Origin of the sequence: Pseudomonas fluorescens (genome assembly GCF_001307155.1) — a bacterium.
In the GTDB taxonomy this organism is placed as follows: domain Bacteria; phylum Pseudomonadota; class Gammaproteobacteria; order Pseudomonadales; family Pseudomonadaceae; genus Aquipseudomonas; species Aquipseudomonas helvetica.
This window is the reverse complement of record NZ_CP012830.1, coordinates 1,800,193-1,814,402: the sequence shown is the minus strand read 5'-3', so window position 1 is coordinate 1,814,402 and position 14,210 is coordinate 1,800,193. Positions and strand designations below refer to the sequence as shown.

General features: G+C 60.1%; 18 protein-coding genes. 8 read left to right on the top strand and 10 right to left on the bottom strand.

Annotated features, from left to right (window positions below; genetic code table 11):
* Positions 1 to 177: 177 nt before the first annotated feature.
* The 4 genes from ftsY to rpoH all read left to right on the top strand — a co-directional run bounded on the left by ftsY (position 178) and on the right by rpoH (position 4,389).
* Positions 178 to 1,734 carry a signal recognition particle-docking protein FtsY gene (gene ftsY / locus AO353_RS08250; RefSeq protein WP_054594474.1) on the top strand — a complete coding sequence of 519 codons (1,557 nt, stop codon included), beginning with the start codon at positions 178 to 180 and terminating at the stop codon, positions 1,732 to 1,734.
* Positions 1,731 to 2,402 (top strand): cell division ATP-binding protein FtsE, encoded by a 672-nt coding sequence (gene ftsE / locus AO353_RS08245; RefSeq protein WP_019694097.1) that lies wholly within the window; start codon positions 1,731 to 1,733, stop codon positions 2,400 to 2,402. Before ftsY ends, ftsE begins: the two co-directional genes overlap by 4 nt.
* Positions 2,399 to 3,421 (top strand): permease-like cell division protein FtsX, encoded by a 1,023-nt coding sequence (ftsX, locus tag AO353_RS08240; RefSeq protein WP_054594473.1) that lies wholly within the window; start codon positions 2,399 to 2,401, stop codon positions 3,419 to 3,421. The genes ftsE and ftsX overlap by 4 nt, the downstream gene beginning before the upstream one ends.
* Positions 3,422 to 3,534: 113 nt before the next feature.
* Positions 3,535 to 4,389, top strand: coding sequence for an RNA polymerase sigma factor RpoH (gene rpoH, locus AO353_RS08235; RefSeq protein WP_019694095.1), 855 nt, complete (start codon positions 3,535 to 3,537; stop codon positions 4,387 to 4,389).
* A gap of 167 nt (positions 4,390 to 4,556) precedes the next feature.
* On the opposite strand, the gene mtgA is transcribed toward rpoH, so the two are convergent.
* A complete protein-coding gene (gene mtgA, locus AO353_RS08230; protein WP_054594472.1) occupies positions 4,557 to 5,279 on the bottom strand; it encodes a monofunctional biosynthetic peptidoglycan transglycosylase in 723 nt (240 codons plus the stop codon).
* Positions 5,280 to 5,353: 74 nt separating this feature from the next.
* On the opposite strand from mtgA, the gene AO353_RS08225 reads away from it, so the two are divergent.
* The 4 genes from AO353_RS08225 to trmB all read left to right on the top strand — a co-directional run bounded on the left by AO353_RS08225 (position 5,354) and on the right by trmB (position 7,737).
* Positions 5,354 to 5,725, top strand: a complete 372-nt coding sequence (locus AO353_RS08225) for a DUF423 domain-containing protein (protein ID WP_054594471.1) — start codon at positions 5,354 to 5,356, stop codon at positions 5,723 to 5,725.
* Positions 5,726 to 5,815: 90 nt separating this feature from the next.
* Positions 5,816 to 6,016, top strand: coding sequence for a sulfur carrier protein ThiS (thiS, locus tag AO353_RS08220; RefSeq protein ID WP_007897898.1), 201 nt, complete (start codon positions 5,816 to 5,818; stop codon positions 6,014 to 6,016).
* Positions 6,017 to 6,207: 191 nt separating this feature from the next.
* On the top strand, positions 6,208 to 7,002 hold the full coding sequence (locus AO353_RS08215) for a thiazole synthase (RefSeq protein WP_019694092.1): 795 nt from the start codon (positions 6,208 to 6,210) through the stop codon (positions 7,000 to 7,002).
* 9 nt (positions 7,003 to 7,011) lie between these two features.
* Positions 7,012 to 7,737, top strand: a complete 726-nt coding sequence (gene trmB / locus AO353_RS08210) for a tRNA (guanosine(46)-N7)-methyltransferase TrmB (protein WP_054594470.1) — start codon at positions 7,012 to 7,014, stop codon at positions 7,735 to 7,737.
* A gap of 170 nt (positions 7,738 to 7,907) precedes the next feature.
* Here the strand turns inward: trmB and AO353_RS08205 are convergent, their stop codons facing one another.
* The 9 genes from AO353_RS08205 to proC form a co-directional block, all read right to left on the bottom strand.
* Positions 7,908 to 8,231, bottom strand: a complete 324-nt coding sequence (locus tag AO353_RS08205) for a DUF3392 domain-containing protein (protein WP_054594469.1) — start codon at positions 8,229 to 8,231, stop codon at positions 7,908 to 7,910.
* A 9-nt stretch (positions 8,232 to 8,240) separates the two neighbouring features.
* Entirely contained in the window at positions 8,241 to 9,443 is a 1,203-nt protein-coding gene (hemW, locus tag AO353_RS08200) for a radical SAM family heme chaperone HemW (protein ID WP_054594468.1), read from the bottom strand.
* On the bottom strand, positions 9,440 to 10,036 hold the full coding sequence (gene rdgB, locus AO353_RS08195) for an RdgB/HAM1 family non-canonical purine NTP pyrophosphatase (RefSeq protein ID WP_054594467.1): 597 nt from the start codon (positions 10,034 to 10,036) through the stop codon (positions 9,440 to 9,442). The genes hemW and rdgB overlap by 4 nt, the downstream gene beginning before the upstream one ends.
* Entirely contained in the window at positions 10,033 to 10,467 is a 435-nt protein-coding gene (locus AO353_RS08190) for a DUF4426 domain-containing protein (protein ID WP_054594466.1), read from the bottom strand. The genes rdgB and AO353_RS08190 overlap by 4 nt, the downstream gene beginning before the upstream one ends.
* A 24-nt stretch (positions 10,468 to 10,491) precedes the next feature.
* Positions 10,492 to 11,112 (bottom strand): methionine biosynthesis protein MetW, encoded by a 621-nt coding sequence (metW, locus tag AO353_RS08185; RefSeq protein WP_054594465.1) that lies wholly within the window; start codon positions 11,110 to 11,112, stop codon positions 10,492 to 10,494.
* A 7-nt stretch (positions 11,113 to 11,119) separates the two neighbouring features.
* The gene (gene metX, locus AO353_RS08180) at positions 11,120 to 12,259 is read right to left on the bottom strand and encodes a homoserine O-succinyltransferase MetX (RefSeq protein WP_054594464.1); all 1,140 of its coding nucleotides are present in this window, start codon (positions 12,257 to 12,259) and stop codon (positions 11,120 to 11,122) included.
* A gap of 207 nt (positions 12,260 to 12,466) precedes the next feature.
* Positions 12,467 to 12,763 carry a DUF167 domain-containing protein gene (locus AO353_RS08175; protein WP_054594463.1) on the bottom strand — a complete coding sequence of 99 codons (297 nt, stop codon included), beginning with the start codon at positions 12,761 to 12,763 and terminating at the stop codon, positions 12,467 to 12,469.
* Positions 12,763 to 13,350 carry a YggT family protein gene (locus tag AO353_RS08170; RefSeq protein ID WP_054594462.1) on the bottom strand — a complete coding sequence of 196 codons (588 nt, stop codon included), beginning with the start codon at positions 13,348 to 13,350 and terminating at the stop codon, positions 12,763 to 12,765. The genes AO353_RS08175 and AO353_RS08170 overlap by 1 nt, the downstream gene beginning before the upstream one ends.
* A 24-nt stretch (positions 13,351 to 13,374) precedes the next feature.
* Positions 13,375 to 14,193, bottom strand: coding sequence for a pyrroline-5-carboxylate reductase (proC, locus tag AO353_RS08165; protein ID WP_054594461.1), 819 nt, complete (start codon positions 14,191 to 14,193; stop codon positions 13,375 to 13,377).
* Positions 14,194 to 14,210 lie beyond the last annotated feature (17 nt).

The following is a 14,210-nucleotide window of genomic DNA, read 5'->3' as shown; positions in this document are numbered from 1 at the left end:
CTTTTTCGCCGATTTTGCCAGTTCAGTCCTTCGTAAAATCGATCCTTGAGGTGCTGTTGAGCACTTCGACAAAATGTTGCGCGTGAACAAGCTGGGTGAAACGCAGTCTGTTCTGCATCGAATATTTATTTGCCGAGGCGCCATTGGCGCGTCGCTACCGTGAGATAGCCGTCCTCCATGTTTGGTTCCAACGACGACAAGAAGACCCCAGCTGCGGCTGGCGAGAAGAAAAGCCTGTTCGGATGGCTGCGCAAAAAGCCGCAGGCACCCGCCGTCGAACAGCCACAGCCACTTCCAGAGGTTGCGCCTGAGCCGGTAATAGAAGCAGCGCCCGTTGCGCAAGCACCGGCTGCTGCCGTATTGCCGATAGCCGAGCCGGTAGTGCAGCCGGTTGTCGAGCCTGCGCCAGTGGCTGAAGTACCGCGCGCGCCGGAAGTTGTACACAAGCCGTGGTTGACGTTGCCGGTGGCTGAAGAGCCGGTGGCCCTGGTCGAAAACGAGCTGGCGCCGCATATCACGCCACCGATTCCTGCGCCGACAGTAGTCCAGCAAGCGGTAGAGCTGCTGGTGGTTGAACCGGTCCCGGTCATCGATCCGACGGCTGAACAACTGATAGTTGATGAGCCTGATCTGCCTCAGCCGGTGATTGCCGCATTCGTGGCACCAGAACGTGCTCCAGAACCTGTACCCGCCCCAGTGCCGGCACCCGTTGTCGCGGCACCGGTAACAGCGCCAGCGCCGGTTGCACCGGTTGCGGCTCCGGCTCCGGTCGCGGCCGAACCGGTTCGCACCGAAGAAACCAAAGCCGGCTTCTTTGCCCGCCTCAAGCAAGGCCTGTCGAAAACCAGCGCGAGCATCGGCGAGGGCATGGCCAGCCTGTTCCTCGGCAAGAAGATCATCGATGACGAACTGCTCGAAGACATCGAAACCCGCCTGCTGACCGCTGACGTGGGTGTCGAAGCGACATCGGTGATCATCCAGAGCCTGACCCAGAAGGTCGCGCGCAAGCAGTTGGCCGACGCCGATGCACTGTACAAATCCTTGCAGGCCGAGCTTGCCAACATGCTCAAGCCTGTCGAGCAGCCGCTGAAAATTACCTCGCAGAACAAACCGTTCGTGATTCTGGTGGTCGGCGTCAACGGCGCCGGCAAAACCACCACCATCGGTAAGTTGGCGAAGAAGCTGCAGCTTGAAGGCAAGAAAGTCATGCTTGCAGCCGGTGATACCTTCCGTGCCGCGGCGGTCGAGCAATTGCAGGTTTGGGGCGAACGCAACAAGATCCCGGTGATCGCCCAGCACACCGGCGCCGACTCGGCTTCGGTTATCTTCGATGCGGTACAGGCCGCCAAGGCCCGTGGCATTGATGTGCTGATCGCCGATACCGCCGGTCGCCTGCACACCAAAGACAACCTGATGGAAGAACTGAAAAAGGTTCGCCGGGTGATCAGCAAACTCGACGCCGATGCGCCGCATGAGGTGCTGCTGGTGCTCGACGCTGGTACTGGCCAGAACGCCATTAGCCAGGCCAAACAATTCAACCAGACAGTCGAACTGACCGGCCTGGCCTTGACCAAACTCGATGGCACGGCCAAGGGCGGGGTGATTTTCGCCCTGGCCAAGCAGTTTGGTCTGCCGATTCGCTACATCGGTGTCGGCGAAGGCATCGATGACTTGCGTACCTTTGAAGCAGAACCCTTTGTCCAGGCACTATTTGCCGAGCGGGAGCGTTCATGATTCGTTTCGAACAGGTCGGTAAGCGCTATCCGAACGGTCACGTCGGCTTGCATGAGCTGAGCTTTCGAGTCCGTCGGGGCGAGTTCTTGTTTGTCACCGGCCACTCCGGCGCCGGTAAAAGTACCCTGCTGCGGCTGTTACTCGCGATGGAGCGTCCGACCACTGGCAAACTGCTGCTGGCCGGGCAGGACCTGGCGACCATCAGCAACGCGCAGATCCCGTACCTGCGCCGGCAGATTGGCGTGGTGTTCCAGAACCACCAGTTGTTGTTCGATCGTACGGTGTTCAACAACGTCGCCTTGCCGTTGCAGATTCTCGGCTTGTCCAAGGCTGAAATCGCCAAGCGCGTGGATTCGGCCCTGGAGCGCGTTGCACTCTCGGACAAGACCGACCTCTATCCGGGTGATCTGTCCACCGGTCAGCAACAGCGTGTCGGCATTGCCCGCGCCATCGTCCATCGCCCGGCCTTGCTGCTGGCGGACGAACCGACCGGTAACCTCGACCCGCGTCTGGCGGCAGAAATCATGGGCGTCTTCGAAGACATCAACCGTCTGGGTACCAGCGTGCTGATCGCCAGCCACGATTTGGCGCTGATCGCCCGCATGCGTCATCGCATGCTGACCTTGCAACGTGGCCGATTGATCGGCGACGGGGAGGCCGGGGTATGAGTGCAACACGCAGTCCGAAGGTTTCCGAGCGCGTGGCCCCGAAGGCCGCCGATCCGCAACCACAGAAGAAAAAGCGCGATGAAGACGATGGTCCGGACTTCAGCACCTTGCTGCGCGCCTGGATCGAAAGTCACCGCGCCAGTTTGCTGGACAGCCTGCGGCGTCTGGGCAAGCAGCCCATCGGCAGCTTCTTCACCTGTCTGGTGATGGCGGTTGCCCTGAGTTTGCCGATGGGCTTGTCGTTGCTGCTGAACAACGTCGAACGTCTGGGTGGTTCCTGGCAGCGTGCGGCGCAGATCTCGCTTTACTTGCAGATCGATGCCAGCGCCAACGAAGGCGAGCAACTGCGCGAGCAGATCAAGGGCATGCCGGGTGTAGCTGATGCCGAATACATCAGTCGCGAGCAGGCGCTGGAAGAGTTCCAGCAGCAGTCCGGTCTGGGCGAGGCACTCAAGGAGCTGCCGCAGAACCCGTTGCCTGGCGTGGTGCTGGTTACTCCGAATGAAGTCGACAAGGCGACCCTTGAAGCATTAAGACAAAAACTTTCCGAGTTGCCGAAGGTACAACAGGCGCAACTTGATCTAGTCTGGGTCGAGCGTTTGGCGGCCATCCTCAAGCTGGGCGAGCGGTTTGTCTTCGGCCTGACCGTGTTGCTGGTTTCTGCATTACTTTTGGTGATAGGCAATACCATTCGTCTTCATATTGAAAACCGCCGCACAGAGATAGAAGTGATTAAACTCGTCGGCGGCACTGACAGCTATGTGCGTAGGCCCTTTCTGTACATGGGTGCGCTATATGGCTTCGGTGCGGGGATTCTTTCCTGGGGTGTTCTGGCGTTTGGCCTGAATTGGCTGAACGACGCAGTGGTTGGGCTGGCCGGCTTGTATGGCAGTAATTTCGCGTTGTCCGGGGTACCGGTTGCCGATGGTCTGTCACTCTTGCTAGGCGCAGTGCTGTTGGGGTATATCGGTGCATGGATTGCGGTAGCGCGCCATTTGAGAGAGCTCGCACCGAAGTAGAGTCTTATTGCTTGTATGACCTTTCAGCGTATAGGGGAACTTGTCCTTCGGTTCCCGGTCAACTTTTCGCAGTGCTGAACTGCACGAGTTATGTGAGTCGGAGGTTTTTTCGTATGACCACTTCTTTGCAACCTGCGTATGCTCTGGTCCCAGGCGCGAACCTGGAGGCTTATGTGCACACGGTGAACAGCATTCCATTGCTGACACCGGAGCAGGAGCGTGAACTGGCCGAGAGTCTCTACTATGAGCAGGATTTGGGGGCGGCTCGGCAGATGGTGCTCGCCCACCTGCGTTTTGTTGTACATATTGCCCGTAGCTATTCCGGCTACGGCCTGGCCCAGGCTGACCTGATTCAGGAAGGCAACGTTGGCCTGATGAAAGCGGTCAAGCGTTTCAACCCGGAAATGGGCGTGCGTCTGGTGTCCTTTGCGGTGCACTGGATCAAGGCTGAAATCCACGAATTCATCCTGCGCAACTGGCGCATCGTCAAGGTCGCCACGACCAAGGCCCAGCGCAAACTGTTCTTCAACCTGCGCAGCCAGAAGAAGCGTCTGGCATGGCTGAACAACGAGGAAGTCCATCGCGTAGCTGAAAGCCTCGGTGTAGAGCCGCGGGAAGTTCGCGAGATGGAAAGCCGCCTGACCGGCCATGACATGGCCTTCGACCCGGCCGCCGAAGCGGACGACGACAGCGCTTTCCAGTCGCCGGCCAACTATCTGGAAGACCACCGGTACGACCCGGCCCGTCAACTGGAAGATGCCGACTGGACCGACAACTCCACCCACAACCTGCACGAAGCGCTGGAAGTGCTGGACGACCGCAGCCGCGACATCCTCTACCAGCGTTGGCTGGCAGAAGAAAAAGCCACGCTGCACGACCTGGCGCAGAAGTACAACGTGTCGGCCGAGCGTATTCGTCAGCTTGAGAAGAGCGCGATGAACAAGCTCAAGCTGTCGATTGCTGCTTAAGCGGTAACGCAATAAAAAACGCCCCGATCAATGATCGGGGCGTTTTTGTTTGTGCCTGCTTTCGTAGGAGCAAGGCTTGCCCGCGATAGGTGTGACGCGGAGTCACTGGCCGACCGCGTTATCGTTCATCGCGGGCAAGCCTTGCTCCTACAGGGTTTGGTGTTGAATCACTGGGCCCACGGTGCCCGGCGCGAAGCGTTGAGTCCGGTCAGGTAGCTATCCCCGCCCAACTGGCTCATCTGCTGCCGAATCCAGCTCGCGCGTCGCAATACATAAGGGCTCGGATGGCCGGCGCTCCAGGCTCGCGGGTTTGGCAGTACGGCGGCCAGCAAACTGGCTTGTTGACGGCTCAGCGACCGGGCGCTCACGCCAAAGTGATGCCGGGCAGCCGCTTCGGCGCCAAACACGCCGTCATCCCATTCCACGCTGTTGAGGTACACCTCAAGAATCCGCTGCTTGGGCCAGAACACTTCGATCAGCCCGGTAAACCAGGCTTCCAGTCCTTTGCGCAGCCAGCTGCGGCCGGACCAGAGGAACAGGTTCTTCGAGACTTGCTGGCTCAAGGTGCTGGCGCCGCGGATCGAGCCGCCGAGTTCGTTGTGGGCCAGCGCGGCCTGGATCGCGCCGAAGTCAAAACCCCAGTGCTCGGGGAATTTCTGGTCTTCGCCGGCCATCACCGCGACCTTCAGGTCATCGGAAATGTTTTCCCACGGCTGCCAGTTGCGCTGCACGTCGATAGGCTCGCCATCGACCCAGGATTCGATCTTGCGCTCGACCATCAGCGCCGTCCCTGGAGGCGGAACGACGCGAAACAACAGCACCAGCAACACGCTGCCACCGGCGAACCAGAGCAGGGCTTTTGTGAAACGGCGGAACAATAAACGCAGCATAGAGATGGCTTGGCCGAACCCGTCGAGCGGGCCATTATACAGACCCTGCCCGATGATTCTGACTGGAGTTCCTCATGCTGCGTGGCTTTCTGATGCTGGCCGCTTTTTTCGGTTTCACCGGCGTGGGCCTGGGCGCATTTGCCGCCCATGGCCTGAAAGCCCGCCTGAGTGCCGAATACCTGGCGATTTTCCACACCGGCGTCACCTACCAACTGGTGCACACCCTGGCGCTGTTGGGCGTAGCACTGCTGGCCGTGCAGATTCCCGGGCGTTTGATCACCTGGGCCGGTGTATCATTTGCCCTCGGCATCCTGTTGTTTTCCGGCAGCCTGTACCTGCTGACCCTGACCGGCGTCAGCAAGCTGGGCATCGTGACACCGTTCGGTGGATTGGCATTCCTCGTGGGCTGGCTGTGCCTTGGGATAGCCGCCTGGCGCCTTAGCTGACTTAAGAGTCCGTTTCAAGACGAATGGCTTGGGTCGACCTGACTGATCGGGCTAGAATGCTGGCCCCTAAAAATGATGGCGGCATCCGGCATGCGCATTCAGTTGAACGGCGAATCCCTTGAACTGCCCGACGGCGAAACCGTCGCGGCCCTGCTGACCCGTCTGGAACTGACCGGACGCCGGGTCGCGGTCGAACTCAATCTGGATATCGTCCCGCGCAGCCAGCATGCTGAAACAACGCTGAACGACGGTGACTCGGTCGAAGTCGTTCACGCCATCGGCGGCGGCTAGAGCGCAAACACTGTGAAAACTACTGCGCTCGGTAATCCAGCGCTAAAAACAGGCTCGGAATGCTCATTTACAACCCGTAGACTCCGCTTCCTCGCCTGTTTTTGCCTTGTCTTCCCTTCGCTCGCTACGTTTTCACAGCGTTTGCCAAATATAGAATTCTGCAAGAACCTCACCCCAACAGAGGATTTCCGATGAGCAACGTACGCAGCGACAAGCCTTTCGTCCTGGCCGGTCGTACTTACCAGTCGCGTTTGCTGGTAGGTACCGGCAAGTACCGCGACATGGAAGAAACCCGCCTGGCCATCGAAGCCTCGGGTGCCGAGATCGTCACCTTCGCCGTGCGCCGCACCAACCTCGGCCAGAACCCGGGCGAACCGAACCTGCTCGAAGTCCTGTCGCCGGATCGCTACACCTTCCTGCCGAACACTGCCGGGTGCTTCGACGCTACCGAGGCTGTGCGCACATGCCGCCTGGCCCGTGAACTGCTCGGCGGCCACAACCTGGTGAAGCTGGAAGTGTTGGCGGACCAGAAAACCCTGTTCCCTAACGTGATCGAAACCCTCAAGGCCGCCGAAGTGCTGGTCAAGGAAGGTTTCGACGTGATGGTCTACACCAGCGATGACCCGATCATTGCCCGTCAACTGGCGGAAATCGGCTGCATCGCCGTCATGCCACTGGCCGGTCTGATCGGCACGGGCCTGGGGATCTGCAACCCGTACAACCTGCAGATCATCCTCGAAGAAGCCAAGATCCCGGTGTTGGTGGATGCTGGTGTCGGTACGGCATCCGACGCGACCATTGCCATGGAACTGGGTTGCGAAGCGGTGCTGATGAACTCGGCCATCGCCCACGCGCAGCAGCCGATCATGATGGCTGAAGCGATGAAACACGCCATTGTTGCAGGTCGTCTGGCGTACCTCGCCGGGCGCATGCCGAAAAAACTCTATGCCAGCGCTTCCTCGCCGCTGGATGGTCTGATCAAGTAAGAGCCATTGATGACTGAATCGAACGACACGCCTATCCAGACGGAAGCAGGCGAAGAGCGCCAACACCGCCGCATCAAGAGTTTCGTGATGCGCGCCGGGCGCATGACTGAAGGCCAGCAGCGCGGCCTGGACCAAGGCACGCCGCTGTTCGTCCTGCCGTTGGCCGACGCGCCGGTGGATTTTGACCAGGTGTTCGGTCGCTCGGCACCACGCTCGCTGGAAATCGGTTTCGGCATGGGCCATTCGCTGCTGGAAATGGCCGCGGCTTCGCCTGATCAGGACTTCATTGGCGTTGAAGTACACCGCCCAGGTGTCGGCGCGTTGCTCAATGGCGTGTTGACTCAAGGCCTGACCAACCTGCGGGTCTACGATTGCGATGCGATCGAAGTGCTCAACCGTTGCGTGGCCGATAACAGCCTCGATCGCCTGATGCTGTTTTTCCCGGACCCGTGGCACAAGAGCCGTCACCACAAGCGTCGTATCGTTCAGGCGTCGTTCGCGGAGCTGGTACGCAGCAAGTTGAAAGTCGGCGGTGTGCTGCACATGGCCACCGACTGGGAACCGTATGCCGAATACATGCTGGAAGTGATGAACGTCGCGCCGGGCTACCGAAACCTCGCCGAAGACGGCAAGTGCGTACCGCGTCCGGCCGAGCGCCCGATCACCAAATTCGAACGCCGCGGCGAACGTCTTGGGCACGGCGTGTGGGATTTGAAGTTCGAGAAACAGTCCTAAGCCTGTGGCGAGGGAGCTTGCTCCCGATGGACGGCGAAGCCGGCCCAAAATCGGCAGCCACGTTCTAACAGTAAGAACGTGTCAGCCGATTTACGACTGCTTCGCCCGAACGCGGACCGGCCGGCGGGAGCAAGCTCCCTCGCCACAAAAGCCGTCTGGTTCCTACAGGCTCAGCGGCGGTCGGCGACGACGCCGATCAGCACCAGCACCACCAACAACACCGGGGCCAGGCTGTAGTTGTTGAACTGGCTCAGGCCGCGAACAATCCATGGCGTGGCGTAGATCAGTGCGGCGCCGCTGCCGATCATGCACACCAGGGCCATCAGCGGGACGCGCAAGGCGCCAGCGATGCTGCCCAGGCGTTGATCGATCCAGCCTTTGATATCGGCGCCAAACAGCACCAGCAGGCAGCCCACCAGCGCCAGGGCGATTTCCGACAGGTTGCTACGGCTCCAGCGGGACACGGTGGCAAGCAGATCGAGTACCAAATCCATTCGATTTCCTTAAGTCAGAAAATTCTGCAGCAAGTCATTGAGGAACAGCTGTCCGCGCATCGTCGCCGCCAGACGTGACGGTTCGACCTGCAACAAGCCACTTTGTTCGGCCTCGCGTCGGCCTTGCGCAAGGCTTTCCAGCGTCAGGCCGGTGCGCTCCGGATATAGGCGCGCCTCGACACCTTCGGTCAGACGCAGGGCATTCATCAGGAACTCGAACGGCAGCTCTTCGTTGGTCAGGGCCTTCTCACCCGCTTGAAAGCTTTTTGCCGGGTTGAGGTAGTCCTTCGGCAGACGAGTCTTCCAGGTGCGGACAATGCGTCCGTCCGGATGGCTGAGCTTGCCGTGAGCCCCGGCGCCGATGCCGATGAAGTCGCCAAAACTCCAGTAATTGAGGTTATGCCGCGCCGGGCGACCAGGCTGGGCATAGGCCGACACTTCGTATTGGGCGTAACCGTGTTCGGCCAGCAGCGCCTGGCCAGCCTCCTGAATGTCCCACAAGGTGTCATCTTCCGGCAGGGTTGGCGGCTGATTCCAGAACACCGTGTTCGGCTCCAGCGTCAGCTGATACCAGGACAGATGAGTCGGTTTCAGCGCGATGGCCTGACGCAGGTCGTCCAGCGCATCCTCCAGGGACTGATCGGGCAAGCCGTGCATCAGGTCCAGGTTGAAGTTATCGAACCCGGCCTGTCGGGCCATGCCAGCCGCGCGAATCGCTTCATCGCCGTTGTGGATCCGGCCCAGGGCCTTGAGTTTCTCTTGCTGGAAGCTCTGGATGCCGATCGACAGGCGATTGATGCCCAAGGCACGGTAAGCGACGAATTTTTCCTGTTCGAAGGTCCCGGGGTTGGCTTCCAGGGTGATTTCGATATCGCCGGCAAACGGGATTCGCTGTTCCACACCTTTGAGCAAGCGGCCCAACGCTTGCGCGCTGAACAGGCTCGGTGTGCCGCCGCCGAAGAAGATCGAGCTCAGTTCACGGCCGTAAACCGCATGCAAGTCTTGATCGAGGTCAGCCAGCAGGGCATCGACATACTCTTCTTCCGGCAGCACGGGGCTTGCGGTGTGGGAGTTGAAGTCGCAATAAGGGCATTTGCGGACGCACCACGGAATGTGGATATACAGCGCCAGGGGCGGCAGCACTGGCAGGGCCGCCCGAGGCGATTGCGCGCCGCCGTGTATCAGCGGCGACGCGGACGAGTCGTGGGTCATTTCAGGCTCAGGCGTTGGCGCAGCAAATCCATTGCACGGGCGCGGTGGCTGAGCTGGTTTTTCTCGGCCGGGCTCAATTCTGCACTGGAGCATTCGCGCTCCGGCACCCAGAACAGCGGATCATAGCCAAAACCGTGTTTACCGCTGGCTTCGGTCAGGATGCGCCCGTGCCACAGGCCTTCGCAGAGAATCGGCAGCGGATCATCGGCGTGGCGTACCAGCGCCAGCACGCACACAAACTGCGCACCGCGTTCGGCTTCAGGGACGTCTTTCAGCACGTCGAGCAGCTTGGCGTTGTTCGCCGCGTCGCCCTGGCCGTCGGCATAGCGCGCCGAGTAGATACCCGGCGCACCGCCGAGGAAGTCCACCGCCAGCCCCGAATCATCGGCCAGTGCCGGCAAACCGGAAATGCGCGAGGCATTGCGGGCCTTGAGGATGGCGTTTTCGACGAACGACAGGCCGGTTTCTTCAGGCTCGACGCTGCTGAACTCGCCTATCGAGCGCAGGTGCACCGATTCGCCGAGCATGGCCTGGAGTTCTTTGAGTTTGCCGGCGTTATGGCTGGCCAACACGAGTTGCGAGAAATTGATCATTCGCCGGGGAAGAGCTCTTGGTTGAAATTGATGGTGTTGATTTTGTCGCCGGTTTGCACGTTGATTTCGAAAGTGCGGACTTCCTGCTGATCCACCGGGAACTGGGCGATGTAGTAGACGGCCCCGGTTTCGGTGATCTGTTTGAACTTCAGCGGGACGCTTTTACTGGTCAGGTCTTTCACCGTGCCACTGACCTGGGCGATCACCGGTTTGTTGGCCTTGATCACCGACACATTGATCACGCCCTGATTCTTGCTGCGGACCAGTTCGGCGTTTTTGGCAATATCCGGCGTCAGGTAGGTGGAATTGAAGGTGTTGTAGTGCACCGTCACGTCACCAAAGGTTTCCTGGCGCTCGCCTTTGATCGGTTCGGCGGCCATGGCGCTGACGCTCAGGCAGGCAGTTAATAGAAACAGGGCTAGACGACCCATGATCGCTCTCCTCGAAAAAACTCGTTAAACCGCTACCTGGTGATCCTGCAGGCCAGGACTGCTGACGCGGTAGATGCCAATCTCACCTAATAGATTAGGCCATAGCTTACTGGCCCACCCGTGTCGGTGTTGTTGATCGACGGCAAGCCGATCGATGACCTTGGCTTCACGTTCGCGGCACAGCGCCTCAAAGTCTGCGAAGGTGCAGAAGTGGATGTTCGGCGTGTTGTACCAGGTGTACGGCAAAAACTCCGAAACCGGCATCCGGCCCTTGCTTGCCAAGTACCAGCGGCAGCGCCAGTGACCGAAGTTGGGGAAGGTGATGATGCACTGGCGACCGACCCGCAGCATTTCGTCGAGGATCTTGTCCGGGTAATGCACGGCTTGCAGGGCCTGGGTCATCACCACGATGTCGAAACTGTTGCTGGCAAAGTTGCCCAGGCCCTTGTCCAGGTCCTGCTCGATGACGTTGATGCCCTTGGCCACGCATTCGGCGATGTTGTCCGCGTCGTTTTCCAGCCCATAGCCGGTCACTTGCTTGTTATCGCGCAGCCAGGTCAGCAGCTCGCCGTCGCCGCAACCGAGGTCGAGCACGCGGCTGCCGGCGGGGATCCATTCCTGGATGATTTCCAGATCGGCTCTCATGACTTCCTCAAAGCGAAATTCGGTTCATGTAATTGCGAAACGCCTGCAAGTAGCGCGGGATCGGAATCAGGAAGGCGTCGTGGCCTTGCGGAGCATCGATCTCCAGGTAGCAAACGTCTTTCTTGGCCGCCATCAACGCATCAACCAGTTCCCGCGAGCGGGCCGGGGAGAAGCGCCAGTCGGTGGTGAAGGACATCACGCAGAACTTGGCCTTGGCACCGGCGAAGGTTTTCGCCAGGTTATCGTCGAAGTTCGCTGCTGGATCGAAGTAGTCCAGCGCTTTGGTCATCAGCAGGTAGGTGTTGGCGTCAAAACGCCCGGAGAACTCCTCGCCCTGATAACGCAGGTAGCTTTCGACCTGGAACTCGACGCTGTGGAAGTCGTAGTTGAGCTTTTCACTCTTCAGGCCACGGCCGAATTTCTCGCCCATGGAATCGTCCGACAGGTAGGTGATGTGCCCGACCATCCGCGCGAGCATCAGCCCACGCTTGGGGATCACACCCGCTTCCTGGAACGAGCCACCATGGAAATCCGGATCGGTGAGGATCGCCTGACGCGCCACTTCGTTGAAGGCGATGTTCTGCGCCGACAGTTTCGGCGCCGAGGCAATGGCCAGGCAGTGGCGGATACGATCAGGGTAGGTAATGCTCCACTGTATCGCCTGCATGCCACCCAGGCTGCCACCGATCACCGCGGCCCACTGGTTGATGCCGATCCGGTCCGCCAGACGCGCCTGGCTGTGCACCCAGTCTTCCACGGTCAGCACCGGGAAGTCGGCACCAAACGGTTTGCCGGTGTCCGGGTTGGTGCTGCTCGGGCCGGTAGAGCCGTTGCAGCCGCCGAGGTTGTTCAGGCTGACCACGAAGAACTTGTTGGTGTCGATCGGTTTGCCCGGGCCGATACAGCTGTCCCACCAACCGGGTTTACGGTCTTCGGTACTGTGATAACCGGCAGCGTGATGGTGACCCGACAAAGCATGGCAAATCAGCACGGCGTTGCTCGCCGTGGCGTTCAACGTGCCGTAGGTTTCATAAATCAGGTCATAGGCTGGCAAGGAGCGGCCGCAGGCAAGGGCCAGGGGCTCGCTGAAGTGCGCCACTTGCGGCGTCACCAGACCAACAGAATCGGCGGGAAAGGCAGTTGGCATCGACCCTGCTCTCGTTGAAATGAGGCGTAAGTCTAATGAGCAGGGCCCCCAGCGGCAAGCAAAGGCCGGGCCTGATTTCATTCAGTTCTACCGAGGTGCTGCCATCGCGGGCAAGCCTTGCTCCTACAACGTTTGTGTCGGTCGCGGATTTGCGTACAACCCATGACCCGTAGGAGCAAAGCTTGCTCGCGATGAACGATGACGCGGTCAGCTTGCTGGACGCAGCAACCCCGGCAATTCCGGCAGCTTCTTCGGCGAGCTGATCCGAACCCGCTTCTGCCGGTTCAGCTCGCCGCTGATCAGGCTCACCTGGCTCTTGGACACGCCAAACGCCTTGGCCAGAAACGCCATCAGGTAGGCATTGGCCTTGCCTTCGACCGGCGGGGCGGTCAGGCGGATCTTCAGCCGATCGCCATGCAGCCCGCAGAAATCATCGCTGCGGGCCGCCGGTTGCAGGTGACAGTCGAGGATCAGGTCATCCCCGTCCCAGCGAAAGTAGCTCATCAGATGAGCCCGAGCAGCCCCTGCGGCATGAGGGCAAAGTACGCAAGGCGTGGGATCAGCCAGCTTTGCAGCAACTGGATCACGATAAACGCAAAGATCGGCGAGATATCGAGGCCACCCAGGTTCGGCACGATACGGCGGAATGGGGCGAGTACCGGTTCAGTAATCTGAGCGACCAGCTCTGCGCCCGGATTGTGGCTCCCCGGGGCGACCCAGGACAGAATCACGCTGATGATCATCGCGTAGAACAGAATATTCAAAAACAGCGAGAAGATGGCGATCAGTGCCCAAGGCACCAACAGCAGCGAGTCGACCAGGAAGCCTTTGAGCGCCAGGATGACGGCTATCAGCAGCATCTGCACGATCAGCGCCAGTACAAGAGACGACATGTCCAGCCCGAACATGCTTGGGATTACCCGGCGCAGAGGCTTGAGCAGCGGCTGAGTGGCTTTCACGATGAACTGGCAGAGCGGGTTGTAAAAGTTCGCCCGAACCAATTGCAGGATAAAACGCAGCAGCACGATCAGCAGGTACAGGCTGCCCAGGGTTTTGATGATGAAAATGGCAGCGTCATTGAGTCCGAGCATTATGGATTCCTTTGTAAGAGCTGATTAGCGACCCAGTTGCTCGGCCATCTCGGCTGAACGGTGGGCTGCGGCGCCGAGTGCTTTTTCGACCAGGGCTTCAAAGCCGCCGGCCTGGAAGGTCTTGATCGCGGCTTCGGTGGTGCCTGCTGGCGAGGTCACGCGACGGCGTAGCTCCGCAGCGTCGACGTCACTGGCAACGGCCATGTGCGCGGCGCCCAGCGCGGTTTGCAGGGTCAGCTGGGCAGCGATGTCCCGTGGCAGGCCAAGCTTCTCGCCTGCAGCGGTCATGGCTTCGATCAGCAGGAAGAAGTACGCAGGGCCCGAACCGGAAACGGCGGTGACCGCGTCCAGTTGCTGCTCTTCGTTCAGCCACAGGGCGATGCCAACGGCAGACAGCAGCTCCTGGGCCTGCTGACGCTGTTCGGCAGTCACTTGGGCCGTGGCGTACAAACCGCTCACGCCCTGACGCAGCAGCGCCGGGGTGTTGGGCATGCAACGCACGATCGGCTGAGCGCCAAGCCAGTTGTTCATGCTGGCGCAGGTGATCCCGGCGGCAATCGACACCACCAGTTGATTCGGCGCCAGGCTTGGGCGCAGTGCTTCACACACGGCTTTCATGGCCTGGGGTTTGACCGCCAGCACGACCACGTCTGCGCCTTGAATGGCGTCGGCGTTGTTGGCGAACGTTTCGATGCCGTGTTCGGCGGTTACCCGTGCGCGAGTTTCAGCGCCCGGGTCGCTGGCGCGGATCTGTGCAGCGTCCAGGCCTTTGGCACGCAGGCCGCCGATCAGGCTGGCGGCCATGTTTCCGGCACCGATAAAGGCAATTCGTGTCTTGCTCATGTCAGGTCCTTATAGAG